This window comes from Gulosibacter sediminis (genome assembly GCF_030011715.1).
Lineage (GTDB): Bacteria > Actinomycetota > Actinomycetes > Actinomycetales > Microbacteriaceae > Gulosibacter > Gulosibacter sediminis.
Window position 1 is genome coordinate 22,144 of record NZ_JASCYH010000015.1, and the last position, 24,111, is coordinate 46,254.

Annotated in this window: 22 protein-coding genes and 1 riboswitch; of the genes, 16 read left to right on the forward strand and 6 right to left on the reverse strand. The window is 68.1% G+C overall.

Features of this window, described 5'->3' with window-relative positions:
- The first annotated feature begins 9 nt into the window (after positions 1-9).
- The 7 genes from ettA (at position 10) to QM019_RS06875 (ending at position 7,898) form a co-directional block, all read left to right on the forward strand.
- The gene (ettA, locus tag QM019_RS06845; RefSeq protein ID WP_125106492.1) at positions 10-1,692 is read left to right on the forward strand and encodes an energy-dependent translational throttle protein EttA; all 1,683 of its coding nucleotides are present in this window, start codon (positions 10-12) and stop codon (positions 1,690-1,692) included.
- A complete protein-coding gene (locus QM019_RS06850) occupies positions 1,692-2,228 on the forward strand; it encodes an acyl-CoA thioesterase (RefSeq protein WP_193127892.1) in 537 nt (178 codons plus the stop codon). Before ettA ends, QM019_RS06850 begins: the two co-directional genes overlap by 1 nt.
- On the forward strand, positions 2,225-2,962 hold the full coding sequence (locus tag QM019_RS06855; protein WP_193127891.1) for a DUF8185 domain-containing protein: 738 nt from the start codon (positions 2,225-2,227) through the stop codon (positions 2,960-2,962). Before QM019_RS06850 ends, QM019_RS06855 begins: the two co-directional genes overlap by 4 nt.
- 49 nt (positions 2,963-3,011) lie before the next feature.
- Entirely contained in the window at positions 3,012-4,358 is a 1,347-nt protein-coding gene (gene gdhA, locus QM019_RS06860; protein WP_282852406.1) for an NADP-specific glutamate dehydrogenase, read from the forward strand.
- A 37-nt stretch (positions 4,359-4,395) separates the two neighbouring features.
- Positions 4,396-4,499, forward strand: a riboswitch (TPP riboswitch).
- A 183-nt stretch (positions 4,500-4,682) separates the two neighbouring features.
- Entirely contained in the window at positions 4,683-5,600 is a 918-nt protein-coding gene (locus tag QM019_RS06865; protein WP_282852382.1) for a thiamine ABC transporter substrate-binding protein, read from the forward strand.
- Positions 5,587-7,230 (forward strand): ABC transporter permease, encoded by a 1,644-nt coding sequence (locus tag QM019_RS06870; RefSeq protein ID WP_282852383.1) that lies wholly within the window; start codon positions 5,587-5,589, stop codon positions 7,228-7,230. The genes QM019_RS06865 and QM019_RS06870 overlap by 14 nt, the downstream gene beginning before the upstream one ends.
- Positions 7,227-7,898, forward strand: coding sequence for an ABC transporter ATP-binding protein (locus QM019_RS06875; protein WP_282852384.1), 672 nt, complete (start codon positions 7,227-7,229; stop codon positions 7,896-7,898). Before QM019_RS06870 ends, QM019_RS06875 begins: the two co-directional genes overlap by 4 nt.
- Here QM019_RS06875 and QM019_RS06880 read toward each other — a convergent pair.
- Complete coding sequence (locus tag QM019_RS06880; RefSeq protein WP_282852385.1) at positions 7,804-8,439, reverse strand: rhomboid family intramembrane serine protease; 636 nt, start codon at positions 8,437-8,439, stop codon at positions 7,804-7,806. The genes QM019_RS06875 and QM019_RS06880 overlap by 95 nt on opposite strands.
- Positions 8,440-8,515: 76 nt before the next feature.
- Here QM019_RS06880 and QM019_RS06885 point away from each other — a divergent pair, with 76 nt between their 5' ends.
- Positions 8,516-9,091, forward strand: a complete 576-nt coding sequence (locus tag QM019_RS06885) for a hypothetical protein (protein WP_282852386.1) — start codon at positions 8,516-8,518, stop codon at positions 9,089-9,091.
- A gap of 79 nt (positions 9,092-9,170) precedes the next feature.
- The gene (locus tag QM019_RS06890; protein WP_282852387.1) at positions 9,171-10,277 is read left to right on the forward strand and encodes an NAD(P)-dependent alcohol dehydrogenase; all 1,107 of its coding nucleotides are present in this window, start codon (positions 9,171-9,173) and stop codon (positions 10,275-10,277) included.
- 63 nt (positions 10,278-10,340) lie between these two features.
- On the opposite strand, the gene QM019_RS06895 is transcribed toward QM019_RS06890, so the two are convergent.
- Complete coding sequence (locus QM019_RS06895) at positions 10,341-10,745, reverse strand: globin (RefSeq protein ID WP_282852388.1); 405 nt, start codon at positions 10,743-10,745, stop codon at positions 10,341-10,343.
- Between the two features lie 55 nt (positions 10,746-10,800).
- Here QM019_RS06895 and QM019_RS06900 point away from each other — a divergent pair, with 55 nt between their 5' ends.
- Positions 10,801-11,619, forward strand: a complete 819-nt coding sequence (locus tag QM019_RS06900) for an SDR family NAD(P)-dependent oxidoreductase (protein WP_282852389.1) — start codon at positions 10,801-10,803, stop codon at positions 11,617-11,619.
- Here QM019_RS06900 and QM019_RS06905 read toward each other — a convergent pair.
- Positions 11,616-12,545, reverse strand: coding sequence for a mechanosensitive ion channel family protein (locus QM019_RS06905; RefSeq protein WP_282824733.1), 930 nt, complete (start codon positions 12,543-12,545; stop codon positions 11,616-11,618). The two genes, QM019_RS06900 and QM019_RS06905, sit on opposite strands and share 4 nt — an antisense overlap.
- 137 nt (positions 12,546-12,682) lie before the next feature.
- Here QM019_RS06905 and QM019_RS06910 point away from each other — a divergent pair, with 137 nt between their 5' ends.
- Together QM019_RS06910 and QM019_RS06915 are read left to right on the forward strand one after the other, a co-directional pair.
- Positions 12,683-12,862: a hypothetical protein gene (locus QM019_RS06910; RefSeq protein WP_282824734.1), complete on the forward strand. Its 180-nt coding sequence runs from the start codon at positions 12,683-12,685 to the stop codon at positions 12,860-12,862.
- Entirely contained in the window at positions 12,862-14,025 is a 1,164-nt protein-coding gene (locus tag QM019_RS06915) for a YeiH family protein (protein ID WP_282852390.1), read from the forward strand. Before QM019_RS06910 ends, QM019_RS06915 begins: the two co-directional genes overlap by 1 nt.
- A gap of 63 nt (positions 14,026-14,088) precedes the next feature.
- On the opposite strand, the gene pepN is transcribed toward QM019_RS06915, so the two are convergent.
- The 3 genes from pepN to QM019_RS06930 all read right to left on the reverse strand — a co-directional run bounded on the left by pepN (position 14,089) and on the right by QM019_RS06930 (position 18,526).
- Positions 14,089-16,635 carry an aminopeptidase N gene (gene pepN, locus QM019_RS06920; RefSeq protein ID WP_282852391.1) on the reverse strand — a complete coding sequence of 849 codons (2,547 nt, stop codon included), beginning with the start codon at positions 16,633-16,635 and terminating at the stop codon, positions 14,089-14,091.
- Between the two features lie 62 nt (positions 16,636-16,697).
- A complete protein-coding gene (locus tag QM019_RS06925; protein ID WP_193127888.1) occupies positions 16,698-17,312 on the reverse strand; it encodes a response regulator in 615 nt (204 codons plus the stop codon).
- On the reverse strand, positions 17,309-18,526 hold the full coding sequence (locus QM019_RS06930) for a sensor histidine kinase (RefSeq protein ID WP_282852392.1): 1,218 nt from the start codon (positions 18,524-18,526) through the stop codon (positions 17,309-17,311). Before QM019_RS06930 ends, QM019_RS06925 begins: the two co-directional genes overlap by 4 nt.
- Positions 18,527-18,664: 138 nt before the next feature.
- Between QM019_RS06930 and QM019_RS06935 the strand changes: the two genes are divergently transcribed.
- Genes QM019_RS06935 through QM019_RS06950 form a run of 4 tightly spaced genes read left to right on the forward strand, consistent with a single transcriptional unit; the run spans position 18,665 to position 24,097 of the window.
- On the forward strand, positions 18,665-19,750 hold the full coding sequence (locus QM019_RS06935; RefSeq protein WP_282852393.1) for an ABC transporter permease: 1,086 nt from the start codon (positions 18,665-18,667) through the stop codon (positions 19,748-19,750).
- 20 nt (positions 19,751-19,770) lie between these two features.
- Positions 19,771-20,487 (forward strand): ABC transporter ATP-binding protein, encoded by a 717-nt coding sequence (locus tag QM019_RS06940; protein WP_282852394.1) that lies wholly within the window; start codon positions 19,771-19,773, stop codon positions 20,485-20,487.
- Between the two features lie 50 nt (positions 20,488-20,537).
- Positions 20,538-22,286: an ABC transporter ATP-binding protein gene (locus QM019_RS06945; protein ID WP_282852395.1), complete on the forward strand. Its 1,749-nt coding sequence runs from the start codon at positions 20,538-20,540 to the stop codon at positions 22,284-22,286.
- A complete protein-coding gene (locus QM019_RS06950; protein WP_282852396.1) occupies positions 22,283-24,097 on the forward strand; it encodes an ABC transporter ATP-binding protein in 1,815 nt (604 codons plus the stop codon). Before QM019_RS06945 ends, QM019_RS06950 begins: the two co-directional genes overlap by 4 nt.
- Positions 24,098-24,111: the final 14 nt, after the last annotated feature.

Genomic DNA, 24,111 nt, shown 5'->3' on the forward strand with positions numbered 1-24,111 from the left:
CTGGAACATATGGCCGAGTACATCTATCAAATGGTCCGCGCTCGCAAGAAGGTGGGCGACAAGCTCATCCTCGACGACGTGACCATGTCCTTCATCCCCGGCGCCAAGATCGGCATGGTTGGTCCCAACGGTGCCGGTAAGTCCACCATCCTCAAGATCATGGCCGGTCTCGATGAGCCCTCGAACGGCGATGCGAAGCTCACGCCGGGCTTCACCGTCGGCATCCTGCTGCAGGAGCCGCCGCTGAATGAGGAGAAGACCGTCCGCGAGAACGTCGAGGAGGGTGTCGGCGCCATCAAGGCGAAGCTCGACCGATTCAACGAGATCTCGGCCGAGATGGCAAACCCCGACGCCGACTTCGACGCGCTCATGGAAGAAATGGGCTCGCTGCAGACCGAGATCGACGCGGCCGACGCGTGGGACCTCGACAACCAGCTCGAGCAGGCGATGGATGCGCTGCGCTGCCCGCCCGCCGACGAGCCCGTCACGAATCTGTCGGGTGGCGAGCGTCGCCGCGTCGCGCTGTGCAAGCTCCTGCTCGAGAAGCCCGACCTGCTGCTCCTCGACGAGCCCACCAACCACCTCGATGCCGAGAGCGTGCTCTGGCTCGAGCAGCACCTGCAGAAGTATCCCGGCGCAGTCATCGCCGTAACGCACGACCGGTACTTCCTCGACCACGTCGCCCAGTGGATCGCCGAGGTAGACCGCGGTCGCCTCTACCCCTACGAGGGCAACTACTCGACTTACCTTGAGCAGAAGCAGGCCCGCTTGCAGGTGCAGGGCAAGAAGGATGCGAAGCTCGCGAAGCGTCTCGCCGAAGAGCTCGAGTGGGTTCGCTCGAACTCGAAGGGCCGCCAGGCGAAGTCGAAGGCGCGTCTCGCGCGCTACGAAGAGATGGCTGCCGAGGCCGAGCGCACCCGCAAACTCGACTTCGAAGAGATCCAGATTCCGCCGGGGCCGCGCCTCGGCAGCATCATCATCGAGGCGAAAGACCTGAAGAAGGGCTTCGGCGACCGTGTGCTCTTCGACAACCTCTCGTTCTCGCTGCCGCGCAACGGCATCGTCGGCATCATCGGCCCGAACGGTGTCGGTAAGTCGACGCTGTTCAAGACCATCGTCGGCTTCGAACCCCTCGACAGCGGCGACCTCAAAGTCGGCGAGACCGTCAAGATCTCGTACGTCGACCAGGGCCGCTCGGGCATCGACTCCGAAAAGTCGGTGTGGGAGGTCGTCTCCGACGGACTTGACTACATCCAGGTCGGCCAGGTCGAGATTCCCTCGCGCGCTTACGTCTCGTCATTCGGCTTCAAGGGTCCCGACCAGCAGAAGAAGGCCGGCGTGCTCTCGGGTGGTGAGCGCAACCGCCTCAACCTCGCGCTCACGCTGAAGCAGGGAGGCAACCTGCTGCTGCTTGACGAGCCGACGAACGACCTCGACGTCGAGACCCTCTCGAGCCTCGAGAACGCGCTGCTCGAGTTCCCCGGCTGCGCTGTGGTCATCACCCACGACCGGTGGTTCCTCGACCGGGTCGCGACGCACATCCTCGCCTACGAGGGCACCGAAGAGAACCCATCGAACTGGTACTGGTTCGAGGGGAACTTCGAGGGCTACGAGGCGAACAAGGTCGAGCGGCTCGGCCCCGAGGCGGCCAAGCCGTCGCGGGTGACCTACCGCAAGCTCACGCGCGACTAATGTCGAGCGGCGCACAGTGCTGGTCGAGCGGCGACGTCGACGGCGAGCGTCGCTACCACGTGCCGATTCCGGTGCGCTGGCGCGACCTCGACGGCTACGGTCACGTCAACAACGCGACCATGTTCACGCTGCTCGAAGAGGCCCGCGTGCAGGCGTTCTGGGTGGTTCCGCCTGAAAGTGGCGAACCACCCAGGCCGCTCGGCGTCGTCAACGCCGGCGCGGATGCCGACACGAACACGCTCATCGCCGCGCAGTCGATCGAGTACCGAGCGCCGATTCCGCAACTGCATCGTCCCCTCGACATCGCGCTGTGGATCAGTGAGATCGGCGCGGCCTCGGCCGAGGTGTCGTACGAGGTGTGGAGCCCCGTGGGCGACGCCGAGCGCACGCTCTTCACCGTTGCGCGCAGCACGATCGTGTTCATTGACGCCGCGAGCGGTCGCCCACGTCGGCTGACCGACGCCGAACGCGCCGCCTGGCAGCCGTACGTCGGCCCCCGGGTCGAGATGCGCGCCGACAAGAAGCTGCGCGCATGACCGCGACCCTGCAACTCGGCAATCCCATCGCCCGCGCCGACCTCGCGACCTATCTCGGCCGCGCCGGCCGCATCGAGGACTCGGGCGTGCGCATCCAACAGGTCGCCGAATCCGGCATCGCGCTCTGGGTGCCGGTGCTGCGGCCCGCGGGCATCCTCACCAACTCGCCGCTCGTCATCGGCGTGCGCGCGCTGAGCGCACGGGTGACCGACGCCGACGAATCCGACCGGCTCGACGGCTACTTCGACGCCGTCGTGCCGCTGCGGGGCATGCTCGACCGCCTCGCCCGCGAACCCGAGACCGACGCCGAGGCCCGCAGCATCCCGCTCCCGCCCGAGCGGCTGCACGAGGCCTGGACCGGTACCCGACCGCCGCTCGGCGGCTGGCACCGCGTCACGACCATCGACGCCGGTGTGCTCACGCGCGTCGCGGATGCGGGCATCGCCGAAATCACGCAGGCAACCGGCAACGAACTCGGCCAGCTGCTCGCCGAGCGGGTGCGCACCGATGTGTGGACGCGCATGCTGCCCGACGACGTGATCGCGAGCGACATCGCCGATCAGGATGCTCCTGATCGGCTTCCGCCTGCGGGCGCGGCCTTCGCGGCACACGCTCTGGGGTTTCTTCGTACCGGAGAAACTGGGACACTTTCGACGGCACCGGGCTGGTGGCGCCTCGGCTTCGCCGCGGGCCAAGTGCTGGTGCGGCGCAGAAATTACGCCAGCGCGCAGTAGGCTGCAAAGGCTAGGGACGATAACCGAGAGGATCCACACCTTGACCACAATGCACGCCACCATCGAGGCGCTCAAGAACGATGTGCTCGCCCGCAACGCCGGTGAGCCGGAGTTCCATCAGGCAGTGGTCGAGGTCCTCGACTCACTCGCCCCGGTGCTCGAAACGCACCCGGAGTACCTCGACCAGGACGTCATCCGCCGCCTTTGCGAGCCCGAGCGTCAGGTGATTTTCCGTGTGCCGTGGATCGACTCGAAGGGCAACGTCAACATCAACCGCGGGTACCGCGTCGAGTTCAACTCGGCCCTCGGCCCGTACAAGGGTGGGCTGCGCTTCCATCCGACGGTCAACCTCGGCATCGTGAAGTTCCTCGGCTTCGAGCAGACCTTCAAGAACTCGCTCACGGGACTGCCCATCGGCGGGGGTAAGGGTGGCAGCGACTTCGACCCGCACGGCCGCAGCGACCGCGACATCATGGCGTTCTGCCAGTCGTTCATGACCGAGCTCTACCGCCACATCGGTGAGTACACCGACGTGCCCGCGGGCGACATCGGCGTCGGCACGCGCGAGATCGGCTACATGTTCGGCCAGTACAAGCGCATCACCAACCGCTTCGAGTCGGGCGTGCTCACGGGCAAGGGCCTCTCGTGGGGCGGCTCGCTCGTGCGCCCCGAGGCGACCGGCTACGGTACCATCTTCTTCGCTCGCGAGATGCTCGCGACCCAGGGCGAAGATTTCGACGGCAAGCGCGTCTCGGTCTCAGGCTCGGGCAATGTCGCGATCTACGCGATCGAGAAGGCGCAGGAGCTCGGCGCGGTCGTCGTGACCGCCTCGGACTCGAAGGGCTCGATCTACGACCCCGACGGCATCGACCTCGACCTGCTCAAGCAGATCAAGCTCGAAGAGCGCGGCCGCATCAGCGAGTACGCCGACCGCCGCAGCAGCCGCGTTGAGTTCCACGAGAACCGCAACGACGTGTGGCAGGTACCCGTCGACGTCGCGCTGCCCTGCGCCACACAGAACGAGCTCGACGTGCACGCCGCGCAGACGCTGATCAACAACGGCCTCAAGGTCGTCGCCGAGGGCGCGAACATGCCGCTCACCGCCGACGCCGCCTCGCTCATGCGCGAGACCGAAGGCGTGCTGTTCGGCCCGGCGAAGGCCGTGAATGCCGGTGGCGTCGCCACGAGCGCGCTCGAGATGCAGCAGAACGCCTCGCGCGACCGCTGGACCTTCGACTACACCGAGACGCGCCTCGAAGAGATTATGGTCGATGTGCACGAGACCTGCCGTGCCACCGCGCAGGAGTACGGCGCCCCGAGCGACTACGTGCTCGGCGCGAACATCGCCGGTGTCACCAAGGTCGTCGACGCGATGATCGCGCAGGGCCTCGTCTAGGCCGATTCGCCCCTGCCCGCCAGCCGGGTAGGATGAACGAGAACGACAGGGGAGCGCCGAGCGGCGCTGAGAGTGCCACACTGGCAGACCCTCGAACCTGATCCGGCTAGTACCGGCGAAGGAAGTCGAGTTCTCTCCATCCGGGCGCTGTGTCGCGCGCGGATGCCCTCCATGCGAATGGAGGACTGAATGCTACGTCGATCATCTACCCGACTTGCCTCAACCGCCGCCCTCGTGGCGACGGGGCTGCTACTGAGCGGGTGCACGCTTGTCGGCGGTGCTGGGGGAAACGAGCCGAGCTCGTCCGCCCCGGGCACCGTCACGATGCTCACGCACGACTCGTTCAACGTGAGCGACGAGCTCATCGCCGAGTTCGAATCGGCGACCGGCTATGACCTCGTCATCACCTCGCCCGGCGACGCCGGCGTCGTGACGAGCCAGCTGCTGCTCGCGGGCGATGCCCCGGGCGTCGACGGTGTATACGGCCTCGACAACTACTCAGCGCAGACCGTGGTCGACGCCGACGTGCTCGCGTCGTACACCTCGCCGAGCCTGCCCGCATCCGCCGACGACCTGGTGCTCAGCGACCAGCTCACGCCGATCGACCAGGGCCAGGTGTGCGTCAACATCGACCACGAGTGGTTCGAATCAAACGGCATCGACGAGCCGACGACGCTCGACGACCTCGCCACCGACGAGTACGCGCCGCTGCTCGCCGTGACGAACCCGCTCACCTCCTCGCCCGGCCTCGCGTTCCTCGTCGCGACCATCGCCGAGTACGGCGACGGCTGGCAGGACTACTGGCAGCAACTGCTCGACGGCGGCGCCAAGGTCGAGGGCAGCTGGTCGGACGTCTACTACGTCGATTTCTCGGGAGCCGAGGGCGCGGGCGAGTTCCCGCTCGTGCTGAGCTATTCGTCGTCGCCGGCCGAATCGGGCGGCACCACGGGCGTGCTCGAGGCGAGCTGCACGACCCAGGTCGAGTACGCCGGCGTCACGAAGGGCGCCGAGAACCCGACCGGCGCGCAGGCATTCATCGACTTCATGCTGAGCACGGAGTTCCAGCAAGCACTGCCCGAGTCGATGTACATGTACCCGGTCGACGACGCCGTCGAGCTGCCGAGCGAGTGGGCCAAGCACGCGAGCCTCGTCGATGAGCCACTCGACCTCGACGCGGCTGAGGTCGCGAGCAACCGCGACACTTGGCTGGAGGAGTGGAACACACTGTATGAGGCGAGCTAGCTGGGTCGCGGGCGCCGCAGTTCTCGCGTTCCTCGCCGTCTTCTTCGGTTGGCCCGTGGCCAGCATGTTGTGGCGAGGCATTTCGAGCGACTCCGGCATCGACCTCACCGGCTACGGTGAGGTGCTTACCAGCGCTCGCACCTGGCAGCTGCTTGCGAACACGATCGGCCTCGCCCTCGCCGCCGCGCTCGGCGCGGTGGTGCTGGGCGTGCCGACCGCGAGCATCCTCTACCGCCGGCGCGTGCCCGGCGGCGCGCTGCTGCGCGGCCTCATCACCGTGCCGTTCGTGCTCCCCACCGTGGTGGTCGGTGTCGCCTTCCGGGCGCTGCTTGGGTCGACCGGCCCCCTCGGTTGGCTCGGGCTCGACGGCACGACATTCTCGGTCGTGCTCGCGCTCGTCTTCTTTAATGTCGCGGTCGTTGCCCGGCAGGTGGGGAGTTTCTGGCGCGGCCTCGACCCGCGTCTCGCCGAGGCGGCGCGCACCCTTGGCGCGTCGCCAACGCGCGCGTTCCTCACCGTCACGCTGCCGCAGCTCGTGCCGGCGATCGTCGCCTCGGCGTGTCTCGTGCTGCTGTTCTGCTCGACCGCGTTCGGCATCGTGCTGACGCTCGGCACGCCCGCGCCGGGTACGCTCGAGACCGAGATTTACACCCAGACCACGGTGTTCCTCGACCTGCGGACCGCGGCGGTGCTTTCGACTCTGCAACTGCTCATCGTCGTCGCGACCTTGGTCGTCTCGGCCCGGCTGAACCGCCGCACCGAGTCGCGCCTCAAGCTTCGCGACAACCCCGAGCTGCCGCTGGGCCGCGAGGACGTCCCCGCCGCCGTGATCGCCGCATTCACGGTGTTCGGTCTCGAGCTGCTGCCGCTCGCGACCCTGCTCATCCGCTCGGTGCGCGTCGACGGCGCTTGGAGTCTGCACAACTACGCGGCGCTCTCGAGCAGCGGCGACGGCTTCTCTGGGGGAGTGACCGTGCTCGCCGCGCTACAGCACTCGCTGCAGGCGGCGGTCGACGCCACCTGGATCTCGCTGCTCTTCGGCATTCCCCTCGCGCTGCTGTTATCACGGCGCGTGCGTGGGGTCGCGGCCGCCGGCCAGCGCGTGCTCGACCTCGCGATCATGCTGCCGCTCGGCGTCTCGGCGGTGACCCTCGGCTTCGGCTACGTGGTCTCGCTCCAGGCCGTCGCTCCGCAGCTCGCGCACTCCGGCACGCTCGTGCCGCTCGCGCAGGCGGTTGTCGCCCTGCCGCTCGTCGTGCGCTCACTCGTGCCCGCGATGCGCGCCATCGACCCGCGACTGCGTGACGCTGCAGCGACCCTCGGCGCGACGCCCTGGCGCATCCTGCGCACCGTCGACGGACCCGTACTCGCGCGGGCGCTCGGCATCGGGGCGGGCTTCGCGTTCGCCACCTCGCTTGGCGAGTTCGGGGCCACGAGCTTCCTCGCCTCGCCCGAGCGCGCGACCCTGCCTATTCTCATCGCTCGCCTGCTCGGCCGACCCGGCGGCGACAACTACGGCATGGCGCTCGCGGCGTCGGTGCTCCTCGCCGTCATCTGCGGCACCATGATGCTGCTCAGCGAGTACCTGCGCCCACGCCCGGCCCGAACCACGATCGGAGGTGCCTGGTGACCGAACCGGCACTCGAACTGCGCGGCGTGACCGTGCGCTACCCCGACGGCAGCACGCCCGTGCGCGACATCGACCTCACGGTCGCCGATGGCGAGGTCGTCGCGCTGCTCGGCGCATCCGGCCTCGGCAAGTCGTCGCTCCTGCGTGGCATCGCGGGCCTCGAACGCGTCAGCGCGGGCGAGGTGCGGATGCGCGGCGAGCTCGTGAACGAGCTGCCCACCCACCGCCGTGGGTGCGGCATGGTGTTTCAGGACGGCCAGCTGTTTCCCTACCGCTCCGTCGCGAAGAACCTCGCCTACGGGCTCGAGGTCGCGGGCATGCCGAAGGCGCAGCGCCGCGAGCGCGTCGCGGAGATGCTCGAGCTCGTCGACCTGCCCGGCTACGAAGACCGCGCGGTGCAGACCCTCTCGGGCGGGCAGGCGCAGCGGGTCGCCCTCGCTCGGTCGCTCGCGGTGACGCCGCGCTTATTGCTGCTCGATGAGCCGCTGTCGGCGCTCGACACCGAGCTGCGCGGGCGGCTCGCGGTCGACCTCCGCACGATTCTCAAGTCGACGGGCACGGCCGCGATCTACGTCACGCACGACCGCCAAGAGGCGACGACGATTGCGGATCGCGTGGTCGACCTCGCAGCACTAGGGCCGCGGCGACCCCGCCAAGCGCACCCGTGAGGTGGCCCTGCCACGAGACACCCGCGCCCGCCGCGAAGATGCCGGTGAGCATCGCGCTGCCGTAGAGCAGCGCGACGACCACCGCGATGACGCCGAAGAGCAGCCGGTGGCGCATCTCGCGCGCGACGAAGACGCGGGTGAGCAGGTAGGCGAAGTAGCCGAACACGAGCCCGGATGCGCCGACCGTGATGGTGCCCGGCGCGGTGAGGAAGAGCGGCCCGAGCGCGCCGATTACCGCGACGATGAGCGTCACCAGCCAGAATCGCCGCGCACCTTCGAACGCGATGAGCATGCCGAGCACGAGGAACGGCACGGAGTTGCCGATGAGGTGATTCCAGTCGCTGTGGAGCAGCGGCGCGAGCACGATGCCCGGCAGCGATGAGAAATCCCATGCCCGTAGGCCGAAGCGTTCCCATTGACCTGGGAGGATCCGGTCAAAGATCTCGACGAGCCACATCACCGCGAGCAGCACGGCGGGATGCAAAACCGCAGGCCAGCGCCGAGGTTTGGGGTTGGCGGGGGACACCTCGTATGTGCGCATGTAGCCAGTCAAGCAGAATCAGTTTTTGCATCGGTTCAGGTGTTGCTAGTGTCTAGGGGTGCAATCGAGGCGAGTAGTGGTGACAGCGTTGTCGGCCCTGGTTGCTGTGTGCCTCACTGGCTGCGCCCCGACGCTGTCGACTACCTCGAGTCAATGGAGCGCGGCCGACAGCCAGGGCGAGACGATGGCGACCGAGACGATCTCGATCGCGGCGCTGCGCTGCGACGTCCCCACGAGTTGGGAAGACGTGAGCCGCTCGGACGCGACCGAGGTGTATCCCGTCGCCTACTCGAGCACCGACAAGGGTGGCGAGACCTCGACGCTGCGGTTCTCGCCCGATTATCACGACGCGACGACCGTCGCCGAGGCGGTCTCACAGGTGAGTGCGCCCGACGAGGACGCCGAGACCGAGCACGGCATCACCGGCTCGACGATGCAGCCCGGCCAGCCATATCCGGGCGCGGTGACCGCTCGCACCGCCGAGCACTCTTTCGTGACCGAGGCCGGCACCGAGATGGTCAGGCACTGGTGGTTTCTCCAGGACGAGAAGACCGGCACCATCTACGCCGTCGAATTTACCGGCGCGGACACCGACGACAGTGTGGCGCTGATCGAGACGATCGACTCGTCGATTCGCCTCGGCGACGCCTAACACACACGTATCAACGAACCTGCATGCTTTCCTCTTGCAGGGGGAGTACGGTTACTCCCGTCAGAAAAGAGGAAAACGCATGCAAATCAGTGCAGCAGTCGTTTCGGCGGCCTCCGCCGGTTTTGAAGTTCAGACCCTCGACCTCGAGGATCCTCGCGCGAACGAGATTCGCGTCAAGCTCGTCGCGACCGGTGTCTGTCACACCGACGCGTTCATCCGCGACGGCGGGTACCCCACGAACTTCCCGGTCGTGCTCGGCCACGAGGGCGCCGGCGTCGTCGAGTCGGTCGGCGCCGCCGTCACCTCGGTGAAGCCCGGCGACCGCGTCGTGCTCGGCTTTAACTCGTGCGGCCACTGCGACAACTGCCTCGGCGGCAAGCCCGCGTACTGCCTCGAGTTCAACGCCTACAACTTCGGCGGCGGCCGCACCGACGGCTCGAGCGCCATCAGCCGCGACGGCGAGCCCGTCAGCAGCAACTTCTTCGGCCAGTCGAGCTTCGCGACCTACGCGATCGCCACCGAGCGCAACGTCGTGAAGGTTGACGACGACGCCCCGCTCGAGCTGCTCGGCCCCCTCGGCTGCGGCCTCTCGACCGGCGCGGGCGCGATCATCAACTCGCTCCAGGTCGGCGCGGGCGCAAGCGTTGGTGTCTTCGGCACCGGCGCGGTCGGCTCGGCCGCGATCATGGCCGCCGCCGCGATCGGCGCCACGACGATCATCGCGCTCGACCTCAACGACGACCGCCTCGCGCTCGCGAAGGAGCTTGGGGCGACCCACAGCATCAACTCGGGCAAGGAGGACGTCGAGGCTCGCGTGGCCGAGATCACCGGCGGCCGCGGGCTCGACTTCGTGCTCGACACCACCGGCGTGCCCGCCGTGACGAGCTCGGCCGCGCCGCTGCTCGCAGTGAAGGGCACCCTTGGCCTCGTCGGTGCCGCGAAGCCCGGCGCCGAGGTGAACTTCGAGGTGGGCGCCTCGCTCATCAAGGGCTGGTCGTTCAAGACCATCGTCGAGGGCGACGCCGTGCCGCAGGACTTCATTCCGCGCCTCGTGCACCTGTGGCGCCTCGGCAAGTTCCCGATCGAGAAGATTTCGAAGACCTTCTCGTTCGAGCAGATCAACGAGGCCTTCGAGGCGTCGAAGTCGGGCGAGGTTATCAAGCCCGTGCTCGTCTTCGAACAGTAAGCACCGCACTACGAGCAACGCCCCGGTCATCAGGCGGGGCGTTGCTCGTTTTCCGCGTGGTGGTTATTGCTCGGGCGTCGGCTCGAACGTGTTCACCATCGCGTGCGCGGCGCGGTCGAAGTAGGCATCCATCGACGAGCGCACCATCGGCGAAAAGCCCATGGTGTCGAGGGCCGCGCTCATGTGCGTGAGCCAGCGGTCGCGGGCGTCGGGGTTCACATGAAATTCGACGTGGCGCATGCGCAGGCGAGGGTGCCCGCGCATCGACGAGTAGGTGGCCGGCCCACCGAAGTACTGGCCGAGAAACCGGCTCAGGCGCCAAATCGCACCCTCGAGGTCGTCGGCCGGGTACATGGGCCAGAGCACCGGATCTTGCTGCACGCCGTCGTAGAAGCGACGCACAAGCGTTTCGAAGGTCGTCATTCCGCCGACTTCGTCATAGAGGGTGTGGAGCGGCGCATCAGACATGCCTCCAGCCTAGCCAGGTGGCGACTACCTAGGCGGCCCGCCGTAGCATCGTCCCATGAAGATTCAGGGACGAATCGTGCTGATTACGGGTGCCGCGCGCGGCATTGGTCGACTCCTCGCGCTCGGCGCCGCCACGCGCGGCGCGGCAGGCGTGGTGCTCTGGGATCGCGACCTCGCCGAGCTCGATGGGGTCGCAGCCCAGGTGCGCCGGCTCGGTAGCGAGGTGATCACCGCCCGCGTTGACGTCACCGATGAGGATGCGGTGGCCGACGCGGCGGCGCAGGCCGAGGCACGCTTCGGCGTCGTCCACATCCTGATCAACAACGCGGGCATCGCAACGGGCAAGCCCTTCGCCGCCACGAGCGGCGAGGAGGTGCGCCGCACCTACGAGGTGAACGCGATCGCGCTGCACACGACGACCCGGTATGTGTTGCCAGGCATGGTGCGGCGCGACCGCGGGCTCATCGTCAACATCGCCTCGGCCGCGGGGCTGGTCGGGGTCGCTCGGCAGTCCGACTATTCCGCGTCCAAGTTCGCGGCGGTCGGCTTCACCGAGGCGCTGCGCAACGAGCTTCGTGCCGAGGGGTCGCGAGTGCGCACGCTCGTCGTGTGCCCGTATTACATCGACACGGGCATGTTCGCCGGGGTGACCACGCGCTTCCCGCACCTCCTACCGATCCAGCAGCCGCGCGCCGTCGCGATTCAGATCCTCAAGGCGATCGAGCGAGGCCGGGCGCGACTCGTCACGCCGCCGTTCGCCTCGACGATCTACGCGACACGACTCGTGCCGGTGCCCGCCGCCGAGCGCATCCTCGACGCGTTCGGTCTTAACCACGGCATGGATCACTTCCGCGGCCGAGGCACGCCGGTTTAGTTCTCCTCGGCCGGGCGGGGCTCGATGCCGTTGGGGCCGTCGAAGCGCACGAGGTTCATTGGCGGCAGCGCGATATTCTCGGCTTTGAGTGCATCCTGGATGCGCGCGCGCAACTCGCGCTCGACGCTCCAGCGCTCGCCCGGTGAGGTCTTCACCGCGAGGCGCATGATGACCGCGTCGGCCGAGAGGGTCTGGAGACCCCACACGCTCGGCTTCTCGAGCAGCTTCATCATCCAGTCGATGTCTTCGTACATGTCGCTGCCGACCTGCTCGACGAGGCGCTGAACGCGCTCGCGGTCTTCGGAATACGGCACAGGCAGGTCGATGATCGCCCGGTTCCAGCCCTGCGAGTAGTTTCCGACCCGCTGAATCTCACCGTTGCGTACGTACCAGAGCTGGCCGTAGACGTCGCGCACCTGGGTGACGCGAATGCCGACGGCCTCGACCGTGCCGATCGCGTACTCCATGTCGACGTCGTCGCCGACGCCGATCTGGTCTTCGATCACCATGAACATGCCGTTGAGTACGTCGCCGACGACCTTCTGCGCACCGAAACCGAGGCCGGCACCGATCGCAGCGGAAAGCACGGTGAGCGACTGGAGGAAGCTCGGGCTGATGACTCCGATACACCAGAGCACCACGATGATGACGATGACGACGGTGAGGATGTTCGACAGCACCTGCCCGATCGTGCGGGTGCGCTGCACGGTGCGCACCGACTCGAGCGGCGAGCGAATCGCGAGCATCTGGGTGTCGTCGACGCCTCGCTTGCGCTTCACCCCCTCGACAATCTGCCGCACGAACCGCTTGATCAGCTGTTGCAGCAACCAGTGCGCCAGCCAGGCGCCGACGATGATGAGGATGACCTGCACCAGTGGCCACAACGGGCCGAGTGCGGTGATGACGTTGTCGAAAAACTCTTGCATATCGTCCACGAGCGTAGGGCGCCAACCGTGAGAAATCCTGCATCGCCCGTTACCTCGGGGCAACCTCAGAGCCACGCGCCGTGGTTACAATGACGAATTGTTAGGTCACCGGAACATCTTGTAACACAGGAGCCGCCATGTCCCAGGCGAACCAATCTGGCGAATACGTCGACGTGCCGCCGAGCAACGTCGAAGCGCCGGATGCGCACGGCAAGTTTTCGCTCAACGAAGACTGGGCGGCGACCGCCGTCGGTCTCGTGATTCTCGGGCTGTGCCTGCTGCAGGTCATCCCCGACATCAAGGGGCTGTTCCTCTGATGGCGACTACGAATACGAACGAGCCCATCGTTCACGAGGACGCGCAGGAGCAGCCGCAGGGTTCTCCCGCCTGGGGCTTCGCGGGCTTCGTGCTCGTGCTCGTGCTCGCCTGGGTCGTCCAGGTGCTCACGACGAACCTGCCCGACTGGACGGAGGGCACCTGGTTCGGCCAAGTCTCGAAGTCGATCGAGTTCCCCGTCTACGCGATCATCCTCGGCTTCGCCTTCAACGGCATCCTCTCGCTGCTCGGCATTCGCGACCGCATGTCGGGCGGCTTCCGCACCGAGTTCTTCATCAAGATCGGCCTCGTGCTGCTCGGCGCGGGAGTGAACGTCACCGTGATCCTCGACATGGGCCTGCCCGCGGTGCTTCAGGCGCTCCTGCTCATCGCCGTCGTCTTCTTCTTCACCTGGTGGTTCGCCGGCCTCATCGGCCTCGAGCCGCACCTGCGCGCGCTGCTCGCCTCCGCGCTCTCGATCTGCGGCGTCTCGGCCGCCGTCGCCGCGGCAGGTGCCGTGCACGCGAAGAAGGAGCAGCTCGCCTACGTCGCCGGCCTCGTGATCGTCTTCGCGTTGCCCGCGATCTTCCTGCTGCCGTGGCTCGCCGACCTCATGGGCCTCTCGCCGATCGTCACCGGCGCCTGGATCGGCGGCAACATCGACACGACCGCCGCCGTGACCGCTGCCGGCGCCGTCGCGGGCGACGAGGTGCTGCAGTACGCCTCGATCGTCAAGATGATTCAGAACGCCCTCATCGGCTTCGTCGCGGTGGCGCTCTCGATCTACTTCACCCTGCGCGTCGACCGCCCGGCCGGCGTGGATGCGATGAAGGTCACCCGCTCGGGCTGGGGCGAGGTCTGGTCGCGCTTCCCGAAGTTCGTGCTCGGCTTCATCGCCGCCTCGCTCGTTGTGTCGATGCTCGCCGCCGCGTTCCCGGCCGCCCTCGAGGACGGCGCGTGGCTCGACAACGGCATGAGCGCCGCGAAGACGCTGCAGACGGTGTTCTTCACGCTCGCATTCGTGTCGATCGGTCTCGAGTTCCGCTTCGGCGCGCTGCGCGACGCGGGGTGGAAGCCGGTGCTCGTATTCTTCGCCGGCACGATCGTCAACCTCCTCGCGGGCCTCGCCCTGTCATCGCTGCTCTTCGGCGTGCTGTTCCCGTAACGCGGCATCAACGACAACGCCCGGCACCCAAATGGGCGCCGGGCGTTGTTGCGTTGCGAGCGGTTACTTCGCGGCAGCCTGCACGCGCAGGCAACGGCGGGTGTCGTCGAGGCCCTCGACGATCATGCGGCGCAGCGCGGCGGGCGCATCCGCATTCGCCTCGAGCCAGGCCTCAGCGGCCGTGACGACCTCGTCGCTCGGCAGCGAAGTGGGGTAGAAGCCCTCAATGAGGTCTTCCGCGCTGTGAAAGCTGCGCGAATCCCAGATGCTGCGCAACTCGGCGAAGTACGGCGCGAGGTACGAGGCGACGAGCTGCTCGTCGTCAGCGTGCCAGAAGCCCGAGATCGTGGCGCGCACGATCTCGTTCGGCTGGTCGCTGCCGACCCACACGAGGTCCCAGGCCGCGCGCTTCGCGTCGGCGTTGGGGGCTGCGGCGCGGGCGACGGCGGCGTGCTTGTTGCCGCCCGACGTCTTGTCCTGCTCGTTGCGAGCGACGATCTCGGCCTCGCCGGCCCGACCCCCGGCGACGAGCGCGGTGAGCAGCTCCCAGCCGAGGTCGGTGTCGATCTCGAGACCCTCGAGCGCGAGGCTGCCGTCAAGCAGCGCCTGCACGGCGTCGAGCTGCGCGTCGGTCGCGGCGAAGTCACTGAACGAACGGACGAACGCGAACTGCGCATCTGAGCCTGGCTCGGCGCCCTTCGCAAGCTCGAGCAGGCGGTCGGCCACCCCCTCAACCGTCGCCTGGCGCTGCGCCTTCGGCGTGAAGCGGCGGGCGGCGACCACGAGCTGGCCGAGCTGCTGACGACGCGTCGTCGACTCGGTCTCGTGCTCGACCGAGGTGAGCAGGTGTTGGATAAAGTCGGCCACGGGCAGCTCGCCGTCGCGCGTTGCATCCCACAGGCTCGCGAGCACGAGGCCGCGGGCCATCGGGTCGGTCATGCCCGAGACGTGCGCGAGCGCGGTCGCGAGCGACTGCTCGTCGAAGCGGATCTTCGCGTACGCGAGGTCCTCGTCGTTGACGAGCACGAGGTCACCGCGCACCTTGCCGACGAGCTCCGGCACGTCGGTCTCGGCGCCATCGACGTCGAGCTCGAGGTGCTCGCGGCGCACGAGGTCGCCCGAGTCGCTGAGGTCGTAGAGGCCAACACCGAGGCGGTGTGGGCGCAGCGTCGGGTAGTCGGCCGGCGCGGTCTGCTCGATCACGAACTTCGTGATGACGCCCTCGGCGTCGACCTCGATCTTCGGGCGCAGCGTGTTCACGCCGGCCGTCTCGAGCCACTTCTGTGACCAGTCCTTGAGGTCGCGGCCCGAGGCCGCCTCGAGCTCAACGAGCAGGTCGCGCAGTTCGGTGTTGCCGAACGCGTGCTTCGTGAAGTACGCGTTGACGCCCTTGAAGAACGCCTCGCGGCCGACCCAGAAGAACAGCTGCTTCAGCACAGAACCGCCCTTGGCGTAGGTGATGCCGTCGAAGTTCACCTGCACGTCGTCAAGATCGCGGATCTCGGCGACGATCGGGTGCGTCGAGGGCAGCTGGTCCTGGCGGTAGGCCCAGGTCTTCTCGGAGGCGAGGAAGGTGACCCAGTTGTTCGTCCACTCAGTCGCCTCGGCGGTCGCGAGCGTCGAGATGAACTCGGCGAACGACTCGTTGAGCCAGAGGTCGTTCCACCAGTTCATCGTGACGAGGTCGCCGAACCACATGTGGCCGAGCTCGTGCAGGATGGTGACGACGCGGCGCTCGCGCACCGCATCCGCCACCTTTGAGCGGAAGACGTACGTTTCAGTGAAGGTGACGCAGCCCGCGTTCTCCATCGCGCCCATGTTGTACTCGGGCACAAACAGCTGGTCGTACTTGTCGAACGGGTACGGCACGCCGAACTCGCGCTCGTAGAACTCGAAGCCGCGCTTCGTGATGTCGAAGATGTACTCCGGGTCCATGAACTCGCCGAGCGAGGCGCGGCTGAATACGCCGAGCGGAATCGTGCGGCCGTCCGACAAGGTGAGCTCGTCGGTCCACTCCTGGTACGGGCCTGCGACGAGCGCGGTGATGTAGCTCGAGATGCGTGCGGTGGTCTCGAACTCCCACTTCGCGACGCCCTCGCCGAGCTCGGTGCGCTGCGCGATCGGCTGGTTCGACACAACCTTCCACGCCGCGGGCGCGGTGACGGTGAACGCGAACGTCGCCTTGAGGTTCGGCTGCTCGAAGTTCGGGTACATGCGACGCGCGTCGGGCACCTCGAACTGCGAGTAGAGGTAGACCTCGCCGTCGGCGGGGTCGACGAAACGGTGCAGACCCTCGCCGGTGTTCATGTAGAACATGTCAGCTTCAACGAGCAGCTCGTTGCGCTCGGCGAGGTTCGGCAGCGCGATGCGCACGCCGTCGGCGTGCTGGGCGGGGTCGAGCGATTCGCCGTTGAGCTCGATGCGGTGCACGGTCGCGGTGATGGCGTCGATGAAGCTCGACGAGCCGGCCGTGGCAGAGAAGGTGACCTTCGTGATGGTGCGGAACGTCGTGTCCGAAGTCGTCAGGTCAAGCGCCACGTCGTAGTGGTCGACCGCGATGAGGTCTGCACGCTCGTCGGCTTCGACTCGGGTGAGGTTTTCGCCCGGCATGTGCGTCCTTTCGTTCAGTTGTATTGAGTGCCGCTTTTGGCAACCCGACCAGCCTAGTGCGGTCAGTCGAGCAGGCCCTGTTCGCGCGCCCGACTCACGGCGGCCGTGCGGCTCGAGACGCCGAGCTTGCCGTAGATCGCGGCGAGGTGGCTTTTCACCGTCGTCGGGCTGAGGTGCAGGCGCTCGCCGATCGTCTGATTCCTCGCGCCGGTCGCGAGTTGGCGCAGCACGTCGGCCTCGCGCGGGGTGAGGTGGATGCGGGGCGCGCGCAGGGTGCCGACGAGCCGTTCGAGAATGTCGGCGTCCATGACGTTCTCGCCCGCCGCAGCACGCTGCACGGCGCGCACGAGTCGCTCGGGCGGCGCATCCTTGAGCAGGTAGCCGCACGCCCCGGCCTCGATGGCGGTGAGGATGTGGTTGTCGGTGTCGTAGTTGGTGAGGATGAGCACGGCGGGCGGCGAGGGCAGGGCCCGGATGCGCGCGGTCGCGTCGACCCCGTCGCCGCCGTCGCCGAGGCGAAGGTCCATCGTGACGACGTCGGCGTCCGGCGCGAGGGCGACGGCTTCGTCGGCGCTCGCGGCCTCGCCGATGACGTCGAGACCGTCGGCGTGCTCGAGCACGGCGCGCAGGCCGGCGCGCACGATCGGGTGGTCGTCGCAGATGAGCACGCGGGTCATGAGGGCCTCGATTCGGCGGCGGAGCGGGGGAGCTCGGCGCGCACGAGCGTGCCCTCGCCGGGGTCGGCGACGACCGAGACGAAGCCGCCGAGCTCGCGCAGGCGGGCCTGCAGGCCGCGCAGTCCGGTGCCGCTGCCGTCGGGGCGTGCCGCGGCGAGCTCGGGTTGCTCGAACCAGCGCTCGGCATCGAAGCCGACACCGTCGTCGTCGACCTCGACGCTGACGGCGTCGTCGGCAAACTGCAGACGCACCGCGATGTGCGCGGCCTGGCCGTGGGTCTCGGCGTTGTTCAGCGCCTCCTGCGTGACCCGCAGCAGGGCGGTGCTCGCGCCGACGCTGAGCGGCCACGCGTCACCGGAGGCACGGAAGCTGACACCCGGGCGCGCCGCGGCGAGGCGGTCGAGCGCCGCCGCGAGGTCAACGTCGCGCAGTTCGGGCGGGGTGAGGTCGGCGATGATGCCGCGCACCTCGCGCAGGGCCTCGCCTGAGGTGCGCTCGATGTCGGTGAGGCTGGCGCCGCTCGAGGCGAGCAGCCGGATGCTCGACAGGTGCTGGGCGGTCGTGTCATGGAGGTCTCGGGCGAGCCGGGCGCGTTCGGCGCCTCGGCCCGCCTCACGCTCGGTCGCGGCGAGGGCCGCCTGCGTCTCGCGCAGCTCAGTGACGAGGCTCGCGTTCTCGTCGGCAGAGCGCACGAGCATGCGGTAGCCCCACATCACCGCGATCGCGGCGATCGCGCTGATCACGGGGCCCGCAACGCCGCCGAAGCCGAGGCCGTGGTGCACTGCCACACCCGCGACGACACCAAGCGTGAGCGCCAGCACCGTGACCACGCCGAGGCCCTCGGGCAGCAGCCAAAGCACGATAAAGAAGAGGGCGAGCGCCGAGTAGGCGCCCTCGACCGAAAACGCGGTCATTGCGGCGACCGGCAGCGCGAGCAGCGCCGCGCAGACGATGCCGAGCGGGTTGAGCTGTCGCGCGGGCGCGCCGAACGCGTCGGGGCGACGCCAGGCGATGACCGCGACACCGGCGGCGATGCCCGTGCCCGTGATCGCTGAGAACAGCATCCAGCCGAGTCGGCCGCTGATCGCGGTGATCGGGTCGGCCACCGCGACCGCGATGGGCACCCAGAGCAGCACCGCGAGCAGCAGCGAGAGCGCGGCGAGCGTGGCCAGCTGTATGCGGCGGGTCGCGCTGGGCGCTGTCGGGTCAGCCATACCTCGATGCTAGGTGTCCTACGGCCGAGCGCCTCCTCCAAACGGAGGGGATCGAATCCGACCGTTCTGCCGCTGTGCGCGGGCCCGGGCGCGAGGACTGTGGAGGTATCGGATCAGAGATCCCAGAAAGGACTTCGCATGTACCTCGCACTTCGTGACCAGCGGCACGCACCCGGACGCTTCGCCCTCATCGGAGCCGTCATCGCCCTCATGATGCTGCTCGTCGGCTTCCTCACCGGCCTCACCGGTGGCCTCGCGGGGCAGAACATTTCAGGCATCCTCGGCACCGGTGCCTCGTCGGTCGTCGCCGCCAACTCTGACGACGACTTCAGCTGGTCGACCGCGCAGGTCGACCAGGCCCAGCTCGCCGCCTGGCAGGATGCGGCCGCCGGCACCGACGCGACCGTCACGCCTGTCGGCGTCTCGACCACCCGCCTTGAGGACGGCGACGCGAGCGCTGCCGTCACGCTCTGGGCTGAGCCCGCCGACGCGACCCCGCTCGGCACCGATCTCGCGCCGCTCGAAACCGGCCAGATCGTGCTGCCCGAGGACGCGGCGACGAGCCTCGGCGTCGGCACCGGCGACACCATCGAGCTCGCGGGGAAGCAGCTCACCGTCGCGGCCGTCGCCGACACGGGCCAGTTCTCGCACACCGACATCGCCCGTCTCACCCTCGACGACTGGCGCGGCTACCTCCGCGACACCATGCAGCCCGAGCGCACCGCGAGCGTGCTGCTGGTCAACGGCACGATCGACCAGGCCGACACCGTCGCCGCCGACAGCGACACCCAGGCGCAGGGCCTGCTGCCCTCGCTCCTCGGCCTCGAGGCCTTCAAGAGTGAGATCGGCACGCTCGGCATGCTGTTCGGCATGCTGTTCGGCATCTCGGCCCTCATCGTCGGCGTCTTCTTCCTCGTCTGGTCGATGCAGCGCCAGCGCGACATCTCGGTGCTCAAGGCGCTCGGCGCCCCGATGGGGTGGCTGCGCCGCGACGCCCTCGGCCAGGCCGCGTTCCTGCTCGTCGTCGCGATCGCCATCGGCTCGGGCCTCGCGCTCGGCCTCGGCGCGCTCATCGCCCCGGTCGCCCCCTTCATCGTGGCGTGGTGGACGATCCTGCCGCCCGCCCTCGCGATGCTCGTCGCCGGCCTCATCGGCGCCCTCGTGTCGCTGCGCCAGATCAACCGCGTCGACCCGCTCGTCGCCCTCAACGCCACCGCCGCGTAACTCGCCTAAGGAGAACCGCCATGCTCAAGCTCGACCACCTCACGCTCACCTACCAGGACGGCGACCGCCGCCTCACCGCTGTCGACGACGCGAACCTCACCGTCGCGCCCGGCGAATTCATCGCCGTCACCGGGCCCTCGGGCTCGGGCAAGTCGAGCCTGCTCGCGCTCGCCTCGACGCTCGTAACCGCCGACCGCGGCACCGTCACGATCGACGGCGTCACCGCATCCGCCCTCTCGACCGCGCAGGCCGCCCAGCTGCGCCGCGACAAACTCGGCATCGTGTTCCAAGCCCCGAACCTCATCGGCTCGCTCAAGGTGCGCGAGCAGCTCGAGGTCGTGGCCCGCATGGGTGCGAAGCCGCTCGCTGGCCTTTCGAAGGGCGAGTTGCGCGAGCGCATTAAGCACGCGCTCGACGAAGTCGGCATGCTCGACCGCGCCCACTTCATGCCCTCACAGCTCTCGGGTGGTCAGCGTCAGCGCGTCAATATCGCCCGCGCCATCGTCAACGACCCCCAGGTCATGCTCGTCGACGAGCCCACGAGCGCCCTCGACGAGGCCCGCTCCGACGAGATCATGTGCCTGCTGCGCGACCTCACGCACGAGCGCAAACTTGCCACGGTCGTCGTGACGCACGACCTCGGGCAGCTGCCGCGCTTCGACGCCCAGTACGAGATGCACGACGGGCGACTGTCCGCCGCTCGACGGATGTCGGTCACGGCGGCCGACGGGGCATAATGGGCTGAATGCGGCGTTTGTGGGCAGTCACCAAACCAATTCGCGGCCGAATGCTGCTCGGCCTCGTGGTGGCGTTGCTCGCAGCCGTGACCACCCTCGCCATGCCGCAGATTCTCGCGGCGTTCGTGAGCAACGTGCTTGGCGAGGATGCGTCGGTCACGACCGTGCTCGTGGCCGGCTCGGCGCTACTCGGCATCGGCATCCTCGACGCCGTGTTCATCTGGCTCCGCCGCGTCTTCACGGTCGACCCGGCGATGGGCGTCGAGTACCAGATGCGTCGCGGCTTCTTCTCCAAAGTGCAGCGGCTGCAGATGAGCTTCCATGACGCGTGGGAGTCGGGGCAGCTGCTGTCGCGCTCGATGAGCGACCACACGAGCATCCGCCGCTGGCTCGCGTTCGGCTCGATCATGCTCGTCAACGATGTGTTTATGCTCGTGGTCGGCATCGTGCTCATGTCGTTTGCGAGCGGCTGGCTCGCACTCATCTATCTCGCCGGGGCCCTGCCGCTCGTCATCATCCTCGCGAACTTCGGCACCCGGTTCCAGAAGATCTCGCGCCTCAGCCAAGACCAGGCGGGCGACCTCGCGACCAACGTCGAGCAGTCGGTGCACGGCATCCGCGTGCTCAAGGCCTTCGGCCGGGCCGAGGATGCGCTCGACGATTACTCCGGGTACGCCGGCCGGGTGCGCGCTACCGAGATTCGCCGCGGCCGCCTCGTCGCGAGCTTCGACTCGGTCATCGCGCTCTTGCCTGAGATCGCGCTCGGCGTCGCTCTGCTCGTCGGCCTGTTCCAGGTGGCCGACGGCACAACGACCGTGGCCGCACTGAGCGCGTTCTTCGCCACCGCGATGCTCATCACGATGCCGGTTGCGATGCTCGGCATGCAGATCAGCGACCTCATCTCGACCATCACCTCGCTGCAGCGCATCAATGAGGTGCACGACGAGCCGGCGACCATCACGACGCCGGCACACGCGACCGAGCCCGAGCTCGTGCGCGGCGAGGTCGTGTTCGACGACGTCACCTTCCGCTACCCGGATGCGGCCGAGGAAGACCTGCTGTTGCAGGACGCAAACCTGCGGGTGCGCCCGGGCGAGACGCTCGCGCTCGTCGGCATCACGGGCTCGGGTAAGTCGACGCTGCTGCAGCTCGTGCCGCGCCTCTACGACGTCACCGAGGGCAGCATCCGTATCGACGGTGTCGACGTGCGTGACTACGCACTCGACCGTCTGCGCCAGCTCACCTCGGTCGCGTTCGAGGACGCGACGCTGCTCTCGGGCAGCGTGCGCGAGAACGTGCTGCTCGGTGCGGCGGCCGGCATGAGCGAGGAGGAGCTCGACGAGCTCGCGCGCCTCGCCCTCGAGACCGCCGACGCACTGTTTGCCTACGAGCTGCCGGACGGCATCGAGACCCGCATCGGCGAGCAGGGCATGTCACTTTCGGGTGGGCAGCGCCAGCGCGTTGCTCTCGCCCGCGCGATCGCCGCGAAGCCAAAGGTGCTGCTGCTTGACGACCCGCTCTCGGCGCTCGACACGAGCACCGAGGAACGCGTCACGGCACGCCTGCGCGAGGTGCTCGCCGGCACGACCACGATCGTCGTCGCCCACCGCACCTCGACCGTCGCGCTTGCGGACCGGGTCGCGCTGCTCGACGGCGGCCGCGTCGTCGCCGTCGGCACGCACACCGAGCTGCTGCTCAACGACCCGCGCTACGGCTTCGTCATGGCCAATCTCTCGAGCTCGAGCTTCAACCTCACGGGCGCGCTCGACCTCGAACAGCTCCGGGAGGAGGAACGATGAGCAGCGACACCACCCAGGAAGACCTCGATGGCGGCCTCGCCGCCGACGCGCTGAGCGATAAGGACAAGCGCCGTCGCTCGCTTGGGCTCCTCCGCGGGCTCATCAAGCCGTACCGCTGGCAAGTCGCCTGGGTCGCGGTGCTCACGCTGCTTGTGCAGCTCGGCACCGTCATCGGTCCCGCGCTCATCGCGTACGGCATCGACACCGCGCTGCCGCGTCTCATCGCGGGCGATGCGGCCCTCGCGGTGGGCGTCGGCGTCGCCTACATCCTCACCGCGATCGCGCGGGCGCTCGCCACCTACTGGTACCTGCGCATCTCCACCTGGACCGGCCAGAACATCCTCTACAACCTGCGCCGCCGCATGTTCCGCCACACGCAGCGCCTCAGCCTCGGCTTCCACGAGCGCTACACCTCGGGCCGCGTCATCTCGCGACAGACGAACGACACCGAGTCGCTGCGCGAGCTGCTCGAGTTCGGCGTCGAGACCATCGTCGGCGCGCCCGTGCTCATGGTGCTCACCGTCATCACGATCCTCTGGATGGACTGGGTCACCGGCCTCATCATGCTGCTCATGCTCATCCCGGCGGTGTTCATGAGCCGCTGGTTTCAGAAGGCCTCGAGCCGCACCTACCGTGAGCAGCGCACGCACTCGGCGCGGCTCACGGTCGAGTTCGTCGAGACGATGGGCGGGATGCGCGCGGTGCAGGCGTTCCGCCGCGAGGCCGCGAACGACCGCCGCTATGGCGAGATCGCGAACGATTACCGCCGCTCGTCGCTCGCCGCCATCAAGATCTGGGGTATCTACCAGCCGAGCCTGCGCCTGCTCGGCAACGTGATCGTCGTCATCGTGCTCGTCGTGGGCGGCCTGCGCGTGCTCAGCGGCAACCTCGACGTCGGCATGCTGCTCGCGCTCGTGCTCTACTCGCGTCGCTTCTTCCAGCCGATCGACATGATCGCGAACTTCTACAACGTGCTGCAGTCGGCCGTGTCGGCGCTCGAAAAGATCTCGGCGCTGCTCGCCGAAGACCCCGAGATCCCCGAGCCCACCGAGCCAAAGCAGCTGCCCGCGTCGGGCGGCGGCGCGATCCGCTTCGAGGGCACGTCGTTTCGCTACACCGAGGATGGGCCGACGGTGCTGCATCCGCTCGACCTCAGCATCCCCGCCGGGCAGACCATCGCGCTCGTTGGGCAGACCGGCGCGGGCAAGTCGACCGTGGCGAAACTCATCTCGAGGTTCTATGACGCGAGCGAGGGCCGGGTGACGCTCGACGGCGTCGACCTGCGCGATCTTCGCGACGAAGACCTGCGCCGAGCGATGGTCATGGTGACGCAGGAGTCGTACCTGTTCGGCGGCTCGATCGCCGACAACATCGCGATCGGCAAGCCCGGCGCGACCCGCGACGAGATCGAGGCCGCGGCGAAGGCGATCGGCGCGCACGCGTTCATTGAGCGCATGCCGGACGGCTACGACACCGACGTGCACACGCGCGGCGGCCGTCTCTCGGCAGGGCAGCGACAGCTCGTCTCGTTTGCCCGTGCGTTCCTCGCCGACCCGCGCGTGCTCATCCTCGATGAGGCGACGAGCTCGCTTGATATCCCGAGCGAGCGGGCCGTGCAGAACGGCCTCGAGCAGCTGCTCGGCGACCGCACCGCGATCATGATCGCGCACCGGCTCGCGACCGTGATGATCGCCGATCGTGTGCTCGTCGTGCACGACGGCCGCATCGCCGAGGACGGTTCGCCGCGCGAGCTCATCGCGGCCGGCGGGCGCTTCGCGCAGCTGTACCGGGCCTGGCAAGAGTCGCTGTAGCACCCAGTAGTCTT